The sequence below is a fragment of the Rhodococcus sp. SG20037 genome (genome assembly GCF_031763325.1).
Classification (GTDB): Bacteria; Actinomycetota; Actinomycetes; order Mycobacteriales; family Mycobacteriaceae; genus Rhodococcus_F; species Rhodococcus_F qingshengii.
The window spans coordinates 3,051,724-3,069,225 of sequence record NZ_CP134497.1; the positions used below are offsets into that span (position 1 = coordinate 3,051,724).

A 17,502-nucleotide genomic window follows, 5' to 3' on the forward strand; every position below is an offset into this window, starting at 1 on the left:
GGCGCGTAAATCGGAGGCGCCCCGGACGTTTGCCGGGCTACATTCGCCTGGTGCTACTCACACTGACGTCCACCCCGACCCCGCAGACTCCTGATGCGACCGCGTTGAGCTACCTGCTGCACAAACATCCCGACCGCGTGCAAAGCTTCGACTTGGCGATCGGCACCGCCACGGTTCTGTACCCGGAGGCCTCAGCCGAAAAGACCACGGTGGCAGTGATTGTGGACGTCGACCCCATCGAACTTGTGCAGAGTAGGTATCGACGCGGCAAGAGTGGCGACAACTTTTCGCTGGGTGAGTATGTCAACGATCGGCCGTATGCGGCGTCGTCCATACTCTCGGTTGCTCTGTCGAAGCTGTTTCGCACCGCGTTGACGGGAACGTGCAAGTCGCACCCGGAACTCGTCGGAACCGAACTCGCGTTGACCGTCTCGATTCCGGTGGTTCCGTGCGGCGGCGATGCGGAATTGCCTCGTCGGTTGTTCGAGCCGCTGGGCTGGGATGTGGCCGCGATACCGGTGCAGCTTGATCCGCACCTGCCGACGTGGGGAAACTCCGACTTCGTGTCGTTGACGCTCACCGGGGAACACACGGTGCAGAGTGCCCTTCGGCACCTCTACGTGCTGTTGCCGGTCCTCGACGACGTGAAGCACTACTGGGTGGGACCCGACGAGGCAGACAAGTTGATCCGCGTCGCTGGAGAGTGGTTGGCGTCGCATCCGGATTCCGCGCTGATCATGTCCCGCTACCTGGCGCGTCGACGCGACCTGGTCGAATCGGTGGTCGATCGACTGATTCCCGACCAAGCAGAGGCGCAGATCGAACTACCGCGACCGGATCCGCCGCTGGCACGGCTTCGCGTCGACGCAGTTTTGGCGACACTTCAGCGACTGCACGTCAGAACGATTGTCGACATCGGTTGCGGCGAAGGCAAACTGATCGAGGCGCTGATGCCGCACGCTCAATTCGACAAACTTGTCGGCGTCGATGTGAGCGCGCGCGAACTGACACGGGCGCAACGCAGATTGAAGTTCACCGAAATGTCCGACGCCCAACGTGAACGTGTGTCTTTGATGCAGTCGTCCGCGACGTACCGCGACGCACGCTTGAAAGGCTTCGACGCAGCCGTGCTGATGGAGGTGGTCGAGCACGTCGACACGGCGCGCCTGCCGGCGCTGGTCAGATCGGTCTTCGTGGACGCAGCACCGCAGTATGTGCTGCTGACTACTCCGAATGCCGACTACAACGTGCTGTATCCGGCATTGGCCGCGGGAGAGTTCAGGCACCCCGATCACAGGTTCGAGTTCTCCCGAACCCAATTCCGCGACTGGGCAACCGAAACGGCCCGAGTCCACGGCTATTGCGTGGAGTTCGAATTTGTCGGAGCAATTGATCCGGTCCTTGGCGGGCCGACACAGATGGCAATCTTCACGAAGGAGGCACGAACGTCATGACGGTGTACGAGATTCCAGATCTCGCCCTGGTAGTACTCATCGGCGTCAGTGGCTCGGGAAAGTCGACCTTCGCGGCGCGTCACTTCGGTGAGTACGAAACTCTCTCGAGTGACACATTCAGAGGGTGGATCAGTGATGATCCGAACTCACAGGAGTCGACGTCCGATGCTTTCGAAGTGCTGGAGTTCGTTGCGGCCAAGCGTTTGCGACGCGGACGTCTCACGGTGGTCGACGCGACCAACGTCCAGCCCGCCGCGCGCAAGCGACTCGTTGCGTTGGCTCGCGAGCACGACATACTGCCGGTGGCAGTCGTGCTCGATGTTCCGGAATCGGTCTGTTCTGCACGAAACGACGCTCGCTCTGATCGGACGTTCGGACGCGACGTGATTCGCCGTCAGCACCAACAGTTGACTCGCTCGCTCCGCGGGCTGGGTAAGGAAGGTTTCCGTTCGGTTCACATCCTCAGAGGTGAGGACGCGGTTTCCGAAGCCACATTCTTGCGCCACCCGCTCCGCAGCGATCTGCGTGTCGAGCGTGGTCCGTTCGACGTCATCGGTGACATCCACGGATGTCGAAGTGAGCTCGAGACGCTCCTCGTGAAACTCGGCTACACCGTCGACTACGGGACGGACGGCAGAGCTGTCGATGCGGTGCCGCCGGAAGGGCGAACTGCCGTCTTCCTCGGTGACTACGTGGATCGAGGACCGGATTCGGTCGGTGTGCTGCGTCTGGTCATGGGGATGGTCGCGGCGGGACATGCGATAGCGGTTCCGGGTAACCACGAGAACAAACTCGTCAAGGCCTTGCGCGGTAAGAAGGTCACGGCCAGTCACGGACTCGCCGAGACCCTCGAGCAGATGGCCACCGAGTCGGCGGAGTTCCGGGACAGCGTCGTCGACTTCTGTGACGGGCTCGTCGCGCACCTCGTCCTGGACGACGGCAAACTCGTGGTTGCGCACGCCGGTCTCAAGGAGGACTACCACAACAGGGCGTCCGGCCGAGTCCGGAGCTTTGCGCTCTACGGTGAAACTACCGGTGAGACGGACGAATTCGGCTTACCCGTTCGATACCCGTGGGCGCAGGACTACCGAGGATCAGCCATGGTCCTCTACGGTCACACGCCGGTGCACGAGGTGGAATGGATCAACAACACCGCGTGCCTCGACACCGGCTGTGTGTTCGGTGGATCCCTCACGGCTCTTCGATACCCGGAACGAGAGATCGTGTCGGTTCCGGCGGAGCAGGTTTGGTACGAGCCGGTGGTACCGCTGGCACCGCCGACTCGTGATCCGGACGTGCTCGATCTCGCCGACGTCCTCGAAACGACCGGCGTCGACACCGAACTGCGCGGTCGAGTGTCCGTTCGCACCGACAACGCTGCCGGCGCCTTGGAAGTGATGAGCCGATTCGCGGTCGCGCCGCAATGGCTGCGATACCTACCGCCGACCATGGCGCCCTGCGCGAGCGCCCAATCCGATGACTATCTGGAACACCCGTCGACCGCGTTCGACGCATACCGGGCCGGCGGAATCGGAACAGTGATCTGCGAAGAGAAGCACATGGGTTCGCGGGCAGTGGTGCTCGTGTGCCGTGATCGATCGGTTGCTCAGTCCCGCTTCGACGCACCGGATGCGCTCACCGGGATGGTGCACACCCGCACCGGCCGCCAGTTCTTCGACGACGACCTGACTCAGCAGTTGATCGACGACATCGCCGCCGCAGTCACCTCCGCTGGGTTGTGGGAAGAGCTGGGCACCGACTGGCTGCTCCTCGACTGCGAACTGTTGCCGTGGAACGTCAAAGCGGAAGGTCTGCTGCGCTCGCAGTACGCGTCGGTCGCGGCGGCCGGGCGATCAGACCTCACAGCTCGCGAGGCCGTGCTGGCGCGGGCCGGGTCGCGGGGCCTGGACGTGGCGGAGATGTTCGAACAGACAACTGTTCGGGCCGCCAGTATCGAGCGCTTCGGCGAGGCGTACCGACGGTACGTGTGGCCGACGAACGGACTGGACGGCGTCACCATCGCGCCGTTCCAGATTCTGGCGGCCGAGGGCCAGTCGTACGGGGAACGGGATCACGAATGGCACCTCGGTATTTCGGACCGCCTGGCCGCGGCCGACCCGAGTCGATTTACCACTACACGTCGCCTGGTGGTCGATCTCGGTTCCGAGGACTCGGTGTTCGAAGCGACGAAGTGGTGGGAGTCGCTCACCGGCGACGGTGGTGAGGGGATGGTCGTCAAACCGCTGGCGAATCAGATTCACGGACCGCGGGGGTACGACGCGAAGGTTCAGCCAGGGATCAAGGTCCGCGGCCGGGAGTACCTACGGTTGATCTACGGTGCCGACTACCTCGAACCGTCGACACTTGCTCGGCTACGCAATCGCAACCTCGGACACAAGCAGTCGATGGCGCTGCGCGAGTACGCGCTCGGCATGGAGGCGGTATCCAGGCTCGTCGACCGTGAACCTTTGTGGCGAGCGCACCAGGCCGTGTTCGCGGTGTTGGCTCTCGAATCGGAGCCGGTCGACCCGCGGTTGTGACGGCCGGTGCGCAGGCTCGGATTGATACCGTCGGGTATGGGTGTGATTGCTCGCGTGGACGGTTTCAACCGACGCCATCCGTGGAGTCACAACGATTACTACGGCCGGTGGGTTCTACGTAATCTGCGCGGGGTCAGGTCCGGTCGCGCTCTCGACGTGGGGTGCGGGACCGGCAATCTGATCGACCTCTTGCGTCGGCGGTTCGACGTGGTGGTCGGTGTGGAACCCGACCTGACAACCTCGGCCGCCGTGCGCGCAAGGTTTGTCGACGACGAGAACGTGATCTTCGACGCGCAGCGGATCGAGGACTTTGCATCCGAGGCGAAGTACGACGCGATCACAGTCGTCGCAGCGTTGCATCATCTGCCACTCGAAGAGTCGATGAAGCAGCTGAGTAGCCTGCTCGAACCGGGCGGGCGGCTCGTCGTGGTCGGGTGTTATCGATCGACCACAGCCACCGACGCACTCCTGTCGGTGTTGGCGACCGTGTGCAATCCCGTCGTCGGCGTCGTCAAGCATCGACGGGTTGCCTCCGAGCCACTGAAGGCGATGACGGCTCCCACCGCGGAACCGGGGGAGTCGATGGCTGACGTCCGACGCGCGGCCTCGTTGTGTCTGCCAGGTAGCCGGATCAGGAGACGACTGTTCTGGCGATACACCCTGATCTACGACGAGAGTCCGGCCGGCGCGTCGGTGGGGGAGTGAGTAGACCGTTCCGGTTCCTGGGGAAACGCGCGTCGGCCGAACCCGACTATCGCCAACGAAGCGATCATCAGAGCGACCCCGATGCCCGCCAGATGTGAGAGCCCGCCACTGTCGACGACGGCCGCACCGAGCAGAGCGCCCGTTGCAATCGCGATCTGGAACACGACAACGTAGATGGCCGAGGCACGGTCGGTCCCGATCGGAACGGCGCGCAGAACCGAGGACTGGAGGCAGATCGGAACGGTGGTGAACGCCGCACCCCACAAGATCGTGGCGACAACTGCGAACGCTCCCATCGACGGCGCCAAGAGCCAGAACATGGCCAGCGCGCCTGCCACTGTCGCGATCGAGATGAGCGTGAAGAGACGCGGTCGGCGGTCGTAGTACTCGCCGGCGACCCACACTCCGACGGCGCCGGCGGCGCCGTAGACCAGAAGCATCGCGGTACGGATGCCACCGGACGAGCTGAGGCTTTCCTCCACCAGAAGTGTGAAGAACGTGTACGAAGCGAATTGCCCCAGGGCGGCAAACAGCGTTGCCGCGCAGATGACGGCGAGTGCCCGTTTCATCGCCGGTGTCGGCTTCGGTTTGTCTCGCTTGCTCCGATGGTGTTGATCGACCGGCATTTCGGGCAACGCACGATGCAGTGAGAAAGCAATGACCACTGCCACCACACCGATTGCCGCCGACGCGGTCCGCCAACCCCAGGACTGGCCGATCGCCGAAGACAGTGGCCCTCCGAGAACAAAAGCGAGAGACGTTCCGGCATACACCATCGCGATGGCCTTGCCCTGTTGTCCGCGCGGAACGAGGGTGGCTGCGACCGGTGCAACGACAGCCCAGAACACTCCGTGCGTCGCAGCGCAGAGCAATCGTCCGATCACCAGCATCGGATAGTTGACGGCCAATGCTGCGACCAGTTGCGACACCGCGAGGGTGGCCACCGTCAGAACGACGACGCGTCGTCGCGGCCAGGTTTTGACCGCTCCAATCAGCGGAAGCGTCAAGACCGCGACACCGTATGCGTAGAAGGTCAGCAGTAGGCCGACACGCCCTTCGGTGACGTCGAGGTCCGTCGAGATTTCGCTGAGCAGTCCGACGGGGAGCATTTCGGCCGTCACGTAGGCGAAGGCTGCTCCGGCCAGTGTCATCAGCCGTAGCGTGGTTGCCTTCGGCAGTCGAGCACTCATGTTGTGTAACGATACATGTATCGATACACACCTGCGCAATGGATATTTTTCACTCGCTATGCTGATGCTCATGGCCATACGTGCGCAGCGTTCGAGTCGTCCGACGATGGCCGACGTCGCCAAGGCCGCAGGCGTGTCGGTGATGTCGGTGTCGTACTCCTTCGCGCAGCCCGAGCGCGTGTCTGAATCAACGCGGGCCAAGGTGTTCGCCGCCGCCGAAGAGCTCGAGTACGCGGGCCCGAACCGGGCGGCGCAGTCCTTGCGGAGCGGGAAATTCAACAACATCGCGGTCGTCTTCAGCGAGAAGCTGACGTACGCCTTCGAAGACGCAGTAGCTCGGCGATTCCTCTCGGGAGTCGCCGAAGCGTGCCTGGATGCGAACGCCGGGCTGATGATGCTGCCGAACTCGGGGAAAGCCGGAGACGTCGACAGAGTTCGCGACGCGGCAGTAGACGGTTTTGTCGTCTGGACCACCGTCTTCAACGATCCCATCCTCGACGCGATTGTCGGCACCGGAAAACCCGCATGCATCCAGGGTGGTCCGTTGCACGAGGGTGTGGATCTCGTCGGGATGGACGATGTTGCCGGCGCCGTTGCGATCGGGGCAGTCGGGTTGTCGGGGGCGCAGCGGCCCGCGGTGATCAGCCTTCCGTGGGATCGTGAGCGTCGGTCCGAGATTCGGATGGACGTGGATCCAGGTGAAGCGTTCTTTCCGGTGTCCCGCCATCGGCTCGAGGGCTACGAGCGCGCCGTCCGCGACGCGGGCCTCGATTGGCCCTCGGTGCGGGTGGGGGTGGTCACCGTCAACGAGCGGAGCGAGGGTGCGCGGATGGCTCGGTCCCTGCTCGACGTTCCCGAGAGCCGAAGGCCCGATGTCATCTTGGCGATGAGTGACGAACTGGCTCTGGGGGTTCTGGACGCGATCCGTGAACTCGGCCTCGCGCTGCCCGACGATGTCGCAGTCGTCGGATGGGACGACACAACAGCCGCATCGGACGCCGGCCTGACAACGGTTCGCCAGTCCCTGTTCGATCAAGGGCGCAATGCAGCTCGCGTGGTTCTCGGGCTGGACGATGCGGTCGAGCCGGTCGAATGGTCGGTGCGTCGGCGAACCTCGACGCGATGATCACGCCGGTAGTCATCGACGGTCTGCGTTTTCGGTGGTTTGTTCCTCCAGAATTGGGGGAGACCGTCCGTTGGGGGCTCTCGTGGAATGCCGACAACCCGCGCCGGTGGGCGGTTGCCGAAGTCGCGGGTGCATTGCACCTACTTGCCGGAACTCCTCGTGACGACCCAAACGCGCGTCAGGCGTGGATAGACTTCGGCGCAGATGCCGCCACGACCGGAGTAGTTCGGCGCCTGCGGCTCATGTCGATCGAGTCCGACATGCTTCCCGACCCGAAGATTCCGCACGGCGCAGATTGGGGTTGGGCTACGACGCAATTCGTGCCGGGCTCCGAGCGCTTCTACGAGTTGGCGCGTGCACCTCGTGCGTTGCGCTCGTACCAGCTGACCGATCGTGAATACGGGCCGCGGCGCGAGGACTTCCTCCTGGTCGACCTCGAGACGGCTGCTTGATCGTTGGGACCTGACACCGTTTTCATTCAGTGCACACAGACTCCAGCTGACCGGAACCAGTGTCTGCTCGACGCAACCGGTGCCAGGTGCTGCGACTAGCGCGCTCCACCGGCCACGTTCAGTGAGTATTTGCCGGGCGGCGCCCCGACATGCTTGACGAAGTGCCGCGACAGGTGGGATTGATCGTGGAATCCGACGTCGACGGCCACGTCCGCCAATTCGCGCCCGGCGAGGATTGCGCGTCGCGCCAGATCGATTCGACGTCCCGTCACGTACTTGTGAGGCGGAAGCCCGAAATGCTTCGCGAAGTTCTTGATCAGATACGTGGGGTTCCGCTGCAGGATGTTCGACGCTTCCCGCATCGTGATTCCCGTTGTGAGTCGCGCATCGAGCAGGTCCCGAAGTTGATCGGCAACGCGTTCGTCAACGGTCGGCGTGTGACGGGATCGACCTGTGGCCGGTGTGAGGATCTCGTTCAATCTTTCAGAGAGGAACCCCAGGCGACTTTCGGCCTCGAGTGATTCGCCGTCCGGGCCGAGTGCAGAGTGCAGTTGATCAATGCGGTGGCGCAGCAGAGGGTCTCGAATCTCGGGGCTGTCCACCGCCGGGCCTATGAGGACCTCACCGAGAACTGACGTGTCGAGGTAAAGGATTCGTTGACGAAATCCAGCCTCGGTGACCGGAACTCCGTCGTGTGCGATGCCTGGCGGCAACAGAGTCACGATCTCGGGTGCCGCGCCATGAGAGCGATGATCGAGGTCGTATGCAATCGTGCCGCGGTCGACGAGCATCAGAGACCACTGATCGTGCGTGTGTTTGGGATAGGCGTGTCCGACGAAATCGGCATGGAAGACCTCGGTGATTCCCGCGAGGCCCGGTGCCCACGCGGTGATCTGTGCGCCGCGGGGATCCATGTCAGAAACGTACAAGACGCAGCTGCCTCGGGTGACGAAGAGTGGCGGGGTCGTCATCGCGGTGGTGGCGCGCCCGAGGGAGGAACAACATGAACAGTTCGGCAACAGCGGTATCGCTCCGCGAGAAGTTCGGTCAGTTCACCGAGCACTGGTCGCCCAAGAAGATTGCAGCCCTCAATGATTACGAGATCAAGATCGTCAAGATCAAAGGTGAATTCGTCTGGCACTCCCACACCGACACCGACGAAATGTTCCTGGTGACGAAGGGGCAGATTCGAATCCAACTCCGAAACGGAGATGTTCCACTGGGGCCCGGTGAACTGTTCGTGGTACCTCGCGGAGTCGAACATTGCCCGATCGCCGAGGACGAAGCGGAGGTGATGTTGATCGAACCCGTTGGCGTGGTGAATACCGGGAACGTCGGAGGGGCGCGAACCGCAGTGCTCGAGGACTTTTCGTAGTTACCGGCTCTTCCAATCCAGGGGATTGGTACGCAACGGCAAGGCCATTCCCGATCTTGAGAGCGTCGCCGCGCGAGAGTGAGGACGGAGCTCGACCTCGCGCCGCATCGACTGCGCGAACTCGTCGGTGAACCCTGTTCGCGGGTACTCCGCGATTGTTGCATCAACAGTTGCTCGCGGAATTTCGGGCGCACGCCGACCGGCAACGTCGAAATGCGCTGCGGCATGCAGTAGGTAGGCGTCAGCGCCCGCGCCGCGGTCGACGGTCAGATCCATGTGCAGACGGATCGCTTCGCCGATTCGCTGTACCGACCTCTCCGAAGTTCCCACTCTGGTCGCGAGTTCTTCTGCGTCTGCGGCACTGATGTAGGTGAAACACCCGTGCTCGGCCGATCCTTCTGCGCCCAGTCCGACATCGTGAAGGGCGCACGCAGTGAAGAGATCTTCGGGGTCGTACTCGATCGCATCGATCTGCGCGAAGGCGTCGGCCCAGATCCAGCAGCGCAGGCTGTGGTTCAAGACCGCGGGGGACAGGGTTCCTCTGGCGTGATCGAGCGCTTCGCTGCACAGCTTGGTGTCGGGGAGTGGGCGTTTGCGCAGCTCGGGTGTGCGAGTGGGGTAGCGGCCGAGCCGCAGTCGGAGCATCGACGGAGCACTCATGGCCTGCGCAGCAGCCGCGCGGGCCATGAGTTGTATCTGCTCGAGAGTGGTGAGCTCACCAGGGCGCATCGAATTCCTGTTCTGGGTGGGGGACAGCTGGATACGAATCTAGTTGGCAGGGAGACTTCTTCACAGATGTCTAATATCTGTCAATGACGGAAACACGGAATTAGCCGAATATTGGTCAATAGCAAGTGCCATCCAACGACAACCCCGAATCTGTAGCCTCACCTCTGCACTTCGCAGGAACCATCAAGCAACGACGGTGGGGCTCGGGCTCAGATGACGCCGAACCCGACGATCCCCGGGACTTCCGACGGGACGATGCGATGGAGCATGACCTTGTTGTTCTCGTTGCCGCCGACGGTCGTCAGAGTGCCGGCGTCGTTGACCAGAACGACGTTGACGTGTTGGCCGAAGGGGCTCGAGTCGCCGTACAGGATCGTGTCGCCGACCTTGGGTTGGTAGTCCTGACCGTAGGGGACAAACGCGTCGACGGACTCGTAATACTCCTGCAGCGTGTACACCCCGGGGATGCGCCACGACCCTGAGTTGGGGTTCGAGAACGGCGTGCCGATCTGGTTCATCGACCAGCTCACGAAATCGGCACACCACGATTCTTCGACACCCTCGGCGTATTTGGTGCCGGGACTCCCTGACTCCCACTCCTGCTCGAGGACGCCCAGTAGCGCACTCTGCTGAGCGCTGAGAATGCTGTGGTCGACGGCCGGGAACGAATCGAGATTCTCGCCGGCAAGAGCGTCGTCGCCGCGCGCGAACCACCACAGTGCGCCGGCGACAACTACGACCACCACAACGCCGAATACGCCCAGAACAGCGAGAGTGCGTCTGGGCGTATTCGGTGCGTGCGACATCACGCCACGATAGTCAATTACTCGAGCGGGGGCGCCGAGCGATCGATCGTCGTCGCGAGGGGCTTCTCCTTGACGAAGAGCAACAGGACAACCGCCGCGATGACCAAGGGGACGAGGTACAGGAAGATCGGCGCCAGCGCGTCGTTGTATGCACCGACGATGATCTCGCGAACCTGGCTCGGCAACTTCCAGAGGATTCCCGGGGTCAAGGAGTTCTCGTCACCACCGACCGCGCCGCCATTCGCCGGGAGTCGCTCGGCCAGGAGATTGGTCAGACGCGAGGCGAACAGGCTGCCCACGATCGCGCTGCCCAACGACGCACCGATCTGGCGGAAGAAGTTGTTCGACGCGGTGGCCGTTCCCACTTCGGCCGCGGGGAAGGTGTTCTGCACGATCAAGATCAAGATCTGCATGACGAGGCCGAGTCCGATACCCATGAGTGCGATGTAGCAACCGAAGACCAGCAGTGAGGTCGACGGCGTCAGACGTGAGAGCAGGACCAGAGCAACAGCGACGATGGATGTTCCGACGATGGGGAAGATCTTGTAGCGGCCGGTCTTGCTGACCAGCTGGCCGGACCCGATGGAGGCGACGAGCAGGCCCGCCATCATGGGAATCATCATCAATCCAGCTTCGGTGGCGTTCTTGCCTGTCACCATTTGGATGTAGGTCGGCAGGTAGGCGAGCGCACCGAACATGGCGATTCCGATGATCAGGCCGGCGACGGTGGTCAACACGAAGTTGCGCTGAGCGAACAGGTGCATCGGAATCACCGGTTCGTCGGCACGCTTCTCGACGAAGACAAAAGCCACTGCCGTCACGACGCAGCCGACGATCAACCCGATGATGACGGCCGATCCCCAGGCGTAGGTGTTTCCACCCCAGGTCGTGAACAGGATCAGACACGTCGCTGCCGTCGCGACGAGAACCATGCCCAGATAGTCGATGCGAGGCTTGCCGAGGTTCGGCTTCCGCAGGTGCAGAAATGCCATCGCGCTCGCGATGGCGAGTAGGCCTAGGGGGATGTTGATCCAGAAGGCCCAACGCCAACCGATGCCTTCGGTGAACCAGCCGCCGAGTAGGGGACCGGCAACCGAAGCCAGTGCGAACACGCCGCCCATCGCACCCATGTACCGGCCGCGTTGCCTGGCGGGGACGACGTCGGCGATGATCGCCTGGGACAGCAGGATCAATCCGCCGCCGCCGAGTCCCTGCACGGCTCGACCAGCGATGAGTGTGGTCATGTCGTGGGACAGACCGCCGATCACCGAACCGACGATGAAAATGCTGATGGCGCCGATGAAGAGGCCCTTGCGGCCGATCAGGTCACCGAGTTTTCCGTACACCGGCATCATGACGGTCGAGGCGAGGATGTATGCCGTCGTCACCCAGACCATGTGGTTGACGCCGTTCAATTCGCCCACGATGGTGGGCAAAGCGGTACTGAAGATCATCTGGTCGAGCGAAGCCAGAAGCATCGTGATCATCAGCCCGACAAAAACGAGGATGATCGACCGTTTGTCCGGCGAGGCCTCGGTGTCGGTATGCGTGCCGTCGGGCTCGACGGTCGCAGCTTCTCGAGTGGACATGTAGTTCCTTAGTTGAGTGACGGCGGGTGCGAGAGTGTGGATCAGGTCTCGGACCTCAGTATTCGAGCCATCAGGAGTAGTGCCGGATCGAGCAAATCTGTTCTGGGGCTTGCCCGTTCACTGTTCTGCCATTTTCGGAAGACGTAACGCATCGCGGCGCCTGCGGTGATGACCGTTGCTGTGGCTTCGTCGGCAGCGGCTGTGTCCGAGTGCAGGCGGCGATACTCGGTTCTGTTCGACAACTCCCGCGTGAGGATCCGGGTGAGCGTGTCTTCAAGATCGTGGAAGGTGGCCAGATGTTGTTGCAACAGCGTGGGATGACGCTCGAACAATTCGCGTCGATGCGCGAGCAGATCGGGTCGCTCGTCGACGATTTGCATCGCCGCCTCGAATACCGCGAGAGCGCCGCGCAGCGGATCGTCCGGGTGCTCGCCGATGAGCGTGAGCATGGTCGTCTCACTTGGCACGACGAGCATGAGCCCGCCGATCGCTGCGTCCTTGGTGGGGAAGTAGTTGAAGAACGTGCGGGTCGACAGATTGCAGGCTTCGCAGATTTTCTCGACGGTCACTTCGTCATAGCCCAGGTCGAGAACGAGTTCGACGGCGGTGTGCTCGATCAGCTGCCTCGTCGCAATTCGTTTTCGTTCGCGCAATCCGAGAGTTTCGGTTCCCATTTCATCCATAATTGCACAGAGTGCAAAGTTTCATCGAATGCAATATTTCGCCCAAGAATGCCTCATGAAATGCAAAAATGGGGATCGGGTGCCTGGTGGATAGGATGAACCGCGTGGAAGACACCTTGCCCCCTTGCCCTGAATGCGCCGGCGAATACACCTACGAGATGGGCGCGTTGATGGTCTGCCCGTCCTGCGCGCACGAGTGGGCGCCGACCGATAGTGCCGGCGAGGACCTGGGTGTGGTGAAAGATGCCGTAGGCAACATTCTTGCGGACGGCGACACGGTGACGGTCGTCAAGACGCTCAAGGTGAAGGGCAGTCCGACCGGCATCAAGTCAGGTACGAAAGTTCGCAACATCCGCCTTGTTCAGGGTGTTGGTGACCACGACATCGACTGCAAGGTCGACGGCATCGGACCGATGCAATTGAAGTCGAGCGTCGTCAAGAAGGTGTGACCGGACAGCGATAGTTGTCGGCTCGAAATCCTGTTCAGTTTCGACGGTTCGATAGCCACAATCGAGGTGATTCTCGACCGCTCGAACGAATGGACCGAACTGTGCCGAACTCGATCTGCCTGGCGCCCGCACTCGATAACACCGCACTCGATACAGACGAGCAGTGGAAACGCATCGTCGATGCGCTGACGCGCAGGGGTTTCCTCGGCGCCGGGCTCGGTGCCGCGGCCGCGACCTTGCTTGCAGCGTGCAGCAGCGACGAAAACGGCTCGGCGCCAAGTGGTCTCGTCACAGTGCAGGATGAGACGGGCAGTGTCGAGATTCCGTCGGACCCGCAGCGAATGGTCATCGCCCATGTCAGCGCCATGGCGACGGTGCTCGACCTCGGTGTGCCGCCGGAGAAGATCGTCGGCGGCTTCTTCGGTCTCGAGGGTGTGAGCGGTGACGCGGTGTTGCGTACGATGCCGGAGGCTGCGAACATCCCGAACCTCGGCACGGCGGGGACGTGGAACAAGGAAGCGATCATCGGCGCGTCGCCGGATCTGATCGTCATGCTCCTGACCGCCGGAAATGCTTATGCGGCAAAGTCCTACGACGAACTCTCCGCGACCGGTGTTCCAGTATTCGCCGGCTTCAACGGGTACCTCACGTGGGCCGAGATGAAGAAGTTGGTCACCTCGATGGGCGTCGCGGTCCGACGCGAAGACGCTGCTGCGGAATTGAACGCGAGAACGGAAGAGCGCCTCCTCACAATCAAGGATCGACTCTCCGCCCTCGGTTCGTTGCCGTCGGTGACCCTCCTCCGCACCGGCGAGAACGGTGTCGTCTACAACCAGGTCGACGCTCTTCTCGACGCCCTCGGTTTCCCCGGCGAACGAGCTACATCGGAGGAGTTCACGCGCACACTCACAGCGGAGCAACTCGATCAGGTGACCAGCGACGTGATCATCGTGGGCGCATTCCAGGACCAGCAGGACGTCCGCGCGCAGTTGGCGATGAACCCGCTCTGGGAGCGTCTTCCCGCTGTCCGCTCGGGGAACGTCCATTACGTCGACGACAGCCTGTGGGGCTCGGGCTATTCTCCCCGCGCGACCGAGCTGCGACTCGACGACATCGAGCGGATCTTCAGCTGACGCCGTCGTGTCACCTCGACTTATCGGTGCATTACCTCGAGAATCATGACCATGGACAAAATCAGGTTCTTCGAGCTGGTCACCGAATGGTTCGAGGTACTCGGTGTTGTCGCCATGGTTCTCGGGTTCGTGTTCGCATTCGTGATCGCGGGGCGCGCATGGAGTCGAACGCGGGACGGTAGTTCGGCGTTTCGTACTCTGCGCGAGACCATGGGCGCGGTCATCCTTCTCGGCCTCGAGATCCTTGTCGCCGCTGATCTGGTGAAGACGGTGACGTCGTCGCCGTCGCTGACAGACGCCGCAGTTCTGGGCATGATCGTTCTTATTAGGACCGTGCTGAGCCTGTCGATTCAGATTGAGATCGACGGGGTACTTCCGTGGCGCAAGGCGTTGGTGTCAAGTCCGGAACTCCTGGTACGCGCAGCGCGCGGATCAGGAGGCCGCACGACGCCCGACGCGTCGAGTTCGTAGCGATAGCCGTTGCGAGTGAAAGGTCGGGCAGATGACAGCAGTGCGTACCGAGCATCTCACGGTCGACGAAAGGCGGGCGCGCGGCCGTCAGGCGCGTAGAGATACGCCATTGGCCGCGCTCGCGGATCTGGCAGAGAGTGACCGTGATCCGATATCACTGCTCGAATTGCAGGCGAAGTCGCGGGTACAGGACCTGGTGCCCATCCGATACGGGCGGATGTCGGCATCGCGGTTCTCGTTCTTCCGCGGCGCTGCTCTGGTGATGGCCGACGATTTGTCACGCAGTCCGGATTCGGGTCTTGCCAGCCAACTCTGCGGCGACGCGCACCTGAGCAACTTCGGTATCTATGCGACGCCCGAGCGAAAGCTCGCGTTCGACATCAACGACTTCGACGAAACGTACCCGGGACCGTTCGAATGGGACGTGAAACGACTGGCCGCAAGTTTGGTGATCGCCGCAAAGGACAACGGATTTTCGGGCAAGGAGCGGAAGAAGATCGTTCGCGGATGCGCGGCCGAGTATCGGGAAACCATGATCACCCAGGCAGGATTGGGAAATCTTGCAGTCTGGTACTCACACATCGCACCCGAGGACGGGCTCGAGGCTCTCCAGATCGACCTGAAGAAGCGCATGCTTGCTCGCACACAAGCGACGCTGGACAAGGCTCGTCGCCGCGACAGTGTGCAGGCGGCAGGCAAGTTCACCGAAATCGTCGACGGCCGGCGGCAATTCATCAGTGATCCGCCGCTGATCGTGCCCGCAAACGAGTTGTTCGCAGGGACCGATCTCACGCAGATCGAGGAGTTGCTACGTCAGCGCGTTCGGTCGTATCGGAGCACGCTGCAGTGGGACCGTCGGGTGTTGCTCGAAAGCTTCGAGATGACGCACATTGCGCGGAAGGTTGTCGGTGTCGGGAGCGTCGGAACACGCGCATGGATGATCCTCATGAAAGGAGTCGACGACGACGATCCGTTGATCCTGCAGGTCAAGGAAGCTCAACCCTCGGTATTGTCCGGCTACGTCGATGGTCCGACCTTCAAGAACGAAGGGGAACGCGTCGTCAACGGGCAACGCTTGATGCAAGCGACAAGCGACATCTTTCTCGGCTGGGAACGAGGGCCGGGGCTCGACGAGGGTGAGCACGATTTCTACATTCGTCAACTGCGTGACGGTAAAGGGTCGGCAGTCATCGAAGAGATGGTGCCGCAGGGGCTGGAACTCTACGGGCGCCTGTGCGCCAGGGTCCTTGCCTACGCACACGCTCGCTCGTCCGATCGGATAGCGATCGCCGAATATCTCGGTGACGGAACCGAATTCGATTTCGCGATCGGGGAGTTCGCGGCTGCCTACGCCAAGCGCAATGCTCGCGATCACGCCGCTCTGCTGACCGCGATCGACGACGGTCGCGTGTCAGCAGAGCGGGGAGTGTGACGACTCAGGCGAACGCGCCGTCGAGCCAGCCCTGCCACGCTGCCGTTGCTGATCCACCGTCAGCACCCTCTGCGAAGAGGTGATGGGCCGCGTCGACGGTGCCGCCGAAAGCATTTCGGCCGTAGAACCGCAGCAATGCGTCCTGGGTGCGCAAGCCGATGAACCAGTCGTTGATGTAGTCGACAATCGCGTCGACGGTTCCGATTCCGGGGACTTCCACCGACGCGGAGTCACCGACAGCGGCGCCCGAGGTGATTCCGAGGGCGCTGCGAAGCGTTCCCATCGCTTGCGGCGCGGAAGAGGATTCCGGGCCTTCAGCCGAGACATAGGTGGTGGGCCTGCCGGCGAAGTACCGCACGTACTGGCCGAGACTGTGCAGGTAGAAGTCCGTGTGCTTGCTCGCGCCGTCGTACTGGTTGTCCCAGTCATCGGCAAACACTCCGGCGTGGACGTAGCGGACAACGGCGGTGCTCTCGTCGCGGGCCTCGACGACGTATTCGAGGTTGTTGAACCAGCCGTCGGGGCCTTGCATGTGGATGGCGAGTTCGCGGGGTGGCTCCCAGGTCGCGATGATCGGGCTGTCCGGGCGGCTGCCGTCGGCGGGGATCTCGAGAGGGGAGGGGAACATCCAGCCGGCCGTTTCGGCCGAGATGGCGGCCCAGATCTGCTCGGGGGTTCCTGGGACGACCACCTCGCGGCGGATTTCGAATTTCTCGGACATTGCTACTTCTCCGTTTCGGGCGCGTCGATCGCTTGGGTTGTGATGGTTTGGGGTGTGGTGAGGCTGGGATGCAGGGCGACAACGAGGCGGTGTTTGCGTCCGCCTTCGGAATTGCCGTCGTGATACTTGGCGACGAGTGAGTTGATCGACTCGCCGAGTTCGCCGGCGAAGGCGGCACGGTCGGCCGCCGTGGCAAAGGTGATGTCGCTGTCGATGGCAAAGGACGCCAACGGTTTTCCGGCTGCAGTTGCTCCGGCGATCAGTTCGCCGACCTCTCGGACGATCCGCGCTGCGAGACTGACGAGCCAGCGCGCCGAGAGTTGATCGGGGAACCGGCCCGGGTCCGGGGCGAGCGCCGACATGGCGGCAGGGGATATGACGTACGACGCGGCACTGGCCTGCATGATTCGCTCGGTCATGTTGCCTCGCTTGCGTTCCTCGACGAGCTCGACAAGTCCGTGGTCTTCGAGAGTGCGCAGGTGGTAGTTCACCTTCTGGCGTGTCAGCCCGATCCGGGGCGCCAGCGAGGATGCCGATCCCGGCACCGCCAATTCGGCCAGAATCCGTTGCCGAATCGGATCGAGCGACGCCTCGGCAGCTCCGGGGCGATCGATGACTGCTACGTCCAACATGAGAAAACCATCCCA

18 protein-coding genes are annotated in these 17,502 nt (G+C 62.5%); 10 read left to right on the forward strand and 8 right to left on the reverse strand.

The window, feature by feature from the left end:
- Positions 1-29: 29 nt before the first annotated feature.
- From RHP72_RS14235 to RHP72_RS14245, 3 genes are read left to right on the forward strand one after another with little or no spacing between them, the layout of a single operon-like run.
- Positions 30-1,454, forward strand: a complete 1,425-nt coding sequence (locus tag RHP72_RS14235; RefSeq protein ID WP_230359841.1) for a 3' terminal RNA ribose 2'-O-methyltransferase Hen1 — start codon at positions 30-32, stop codon at positions 1,452-1,454.
- A complete protein-coding gene (locus RHP72_RS14240; RefSeq protein ID WP_311094827.1) occupies positions 1,451-3,994 on the forward strand; it encodes a polynucleotide kinase-phosphatase in 2,544 nt (847 codons plus the stop codon). The genes RHP72_RS14235 and RHP72_RS14240 overlap by 4 nt, the downstream gene beginning before the upstream one ends.
- A gap of 36 nt (positions 3,995-4,030) precedes the next feature.
- On the forward strand, positions 4,031-4,699 hold the full coding sequence (locus RHP72_RS14245; RefSeq protein WP_058226767.1) for a bifunctional 2-polyprenyl-6-hydroxyphenol methylase/3-demethylubiquinol 3-O-methyltransferase UbiG: 669 nt from the start codon (positions 4,031-4,033) through the stop codon (positions 4,697-4,699).
- Here RHP72_RS14245 and RHP72_RS14250 read toward each other — a convergent pair.
- The gene (locus tag RHP72_RS14250; RefSeq protein WP_221742133.1) at positions 4,660-5,889 is read right to left on the reverse strand and encodes an MFS transporter; all 1,230 of its coding nucleotides are present in this window, start codon (positions 5,887-5,889) and stop codon (positions 4,660-4,662) included. The genes RHP72_RS14245 and RHP72_RS14250 overlap by 40 nt on opposite strands.
- Before the next feature lie 70 nt (positions 5,890-5,959).
- On the opposite strand from RHP72_RS14250, the gene RHP72_RS14255 reads away from it, so the two are divergent.
- On the forward strand, positions 5,960-7,015 hold the full coding sequence (locus RHP72_RS14255; RefSeq protein WP_256938262.1) for a LacI family DNA-binding transcriptional regulator: 1,056 nt from the start codon (positions 5,960-5,962) through the stop codon (positions 7,013-7,015).
- Complete coding sequence (locus RHP72_RS14260) at positions 7,012-7,467, forward strand: hypothetical protein (RefSeq protein WP_311094828.1); 456 nt, start codon at positions 7,012-7,014, stop codon at positions 7,465-7,467. Before RHP72_RS14255 ends, RHP72_RS14260 begins: the two co-directional genes overlap by 4 nt.
- 95 nt (positions 7,468-7,562) lie before the next feature.
- Here RHP72_RS14260 and RHP72_RS14265 read toward each other — a convergent pair whose 3' ends face one another.
- Positions 7,563-8,381 carry an AraC family transcriptional regulator gene (locus tag RHP72_RS14265; protein ID WP_161120749.1) on the reverse strand — a complete coding sequence of 273 codons (819 nt, stop codon included), beginning with the start codon at positions 8,379-8,381 and terminating at the stop codon, positions 7,563-7,565.
- A gap of 89 nt (positions 8,382-8,470) precedes the next feature.
- Between RHP72_RS14265 and RHP72_RS14270 the strand changes: the two genes are divergently transcribed.
- On the forward strand, positions 8,471-8,842 hold the full coding sequence (locus RHP72_RS14270) for a cupin domain-containing protein (RefSeq protein ID WP_003945018.1): 372 nt from the start codon (positions 8,471-8,473) through the stop codon (positions 8,840-8,842).
- On the opposite strand, the gene RHP72_RS14275 is transcribed toward RHP72_RS14270, so the two are convergent.
- The 4 genes from RHP72_RS14275 to RHP72_RS14290 form a co-directional block, all read right to left on the reverse strand.
- Positions 8,843-9,571 carry an HD domain-containing protein gene (locus RHP72_RS14275; RefSeq protein ID WP_311094829.1) on the reverse strand — a complete coding sequence of 243 codons (729 nt, stop codon included), beginning with the start codon at positions 9,569-9,571 and terminating at the stop codon, positions 8,843-8,845.
- Between the two features lie 209 nt (positions 9,572-9,780).
- The gene (locus RHP72_RS14280; RefSeq protein ID WP_030536433.1) at positions 9,781-10,380 is read right to left on the reverse strand and encodes a CHAP domain-containing protein; all 600 of its coding nucleotides are present in this window, start codon (positions 10,378-10,380) and stop codon (positions 9,781-9,783) included.
- 14 nt (positions 10,381-10,394) lie between these two features.
- On the reverse strand, positions 10,395-11,966 hold the full coding sequence (locus RHP72_RS14285; RefSeq protein ID WP_003944867.1) for an MDR family MFS transporter: 1,572 nt from the start codon (positions 11,964-11,966) through the stop codon (positions 10,395-10,397).
- A 41-nt stretch (positions 11,967-12,007) separates the two neighbouring features.
- Entirely contained in the window at positions 12,008-12,640 is a 633-nt protein-coding gene (locus RHP72_RS14290; RefSeq protein WP_166502267.1) for a TetR/AcrR family transcriptional regulator, read from the reverse strand.
- Positions 12,641-12,744: 104 nt separating this feature from the next.
- Here RHP72_RS14290 and RHP72_RS14295 point away from each other — a divergent pair, with 104 nt between their 5' ends.
- From RHP72_RS14295 to RHP72_RS14310, 4 genes are all read left to right on the forward strand, one after another.
- Positions 12,745-13,098: a zinc ribbon domain-containing protein YjdM gene (locus RHP72_RS14295; protein WP_164490578.1), complete on the forward strand. Its 354-nt coding sequence runs from the start codon at positions 12,745-12,747 to the stop codon at positions 13,096-13,098.
- A gap of 101 nt (positions 13,099-13,199) precedes the next feature.
- Positions 13,200-14,231, forward strand: a complete 1,032-nt coding sequence (locus RHP72_RS14300) for an ABC transporter substrate-binding protein (RefSeq protein WP_228402242.1) — start codon at positions 13,200-13,202, stop codon at positions 14,229-14,231.
- Between the two features lie 51 nt (positions 14,232-14,282).
- A complete protein-coding gene (locus tag RHP72_RS14305) occupies positions 14,283-14,702 on the forward strand; it encodes a DUF1622 domain-containing protein (RefSeq protein ID WP_007728052.1) in 420 nt (139 codons plus the stop codon).
- A gap of 31 nt (positions 14,703-14,733) precedes the next feature.
- The gene (locus tag RHP72_RS14310; RefSeq protein WP_007728051.1) at positions 14,734-16,134 is read left to right on the forward strand and encodes a DUF2252 domain-containing protein; all 1,401 of its coding nucleotides are present in this window, start codon (positions 14,734-14,736) and stop codon (positions 16,132-16,134) included.
- A 4-nt stretch (positions 16,135-16,138) separates the two neighbouring features.
- On the opposite strand, the gene RHP72_RS14315 is transcribed toward RHP72_RS14310, so the two are convergent.
- On the reverse strand, positions 16,139-16,855 hold the full coding sequence (locus RHP72_RS14315; RefSeq protein WP_063316429.1) for a hypothetical protein: 717 nt from the start codon (positions 16,853-16,855) through the stop codon (positions 16,139-16,141).
- A 2-nt stretch (positions 16,856-16,857) separates the two neighbouring features.
- Complete coding sequence (locus tag RHP72_RS14320; protein WP_007728048.1) at positions 16,858-17,487, reverse strand: helix-turn-helix domain-containing protein; 630 nt, start codon at positions 17,485-17,487, stop codon at positions 16,858-16,860.
- Positions 17,488-17,502: the final 15 nt, after the last annotated feature.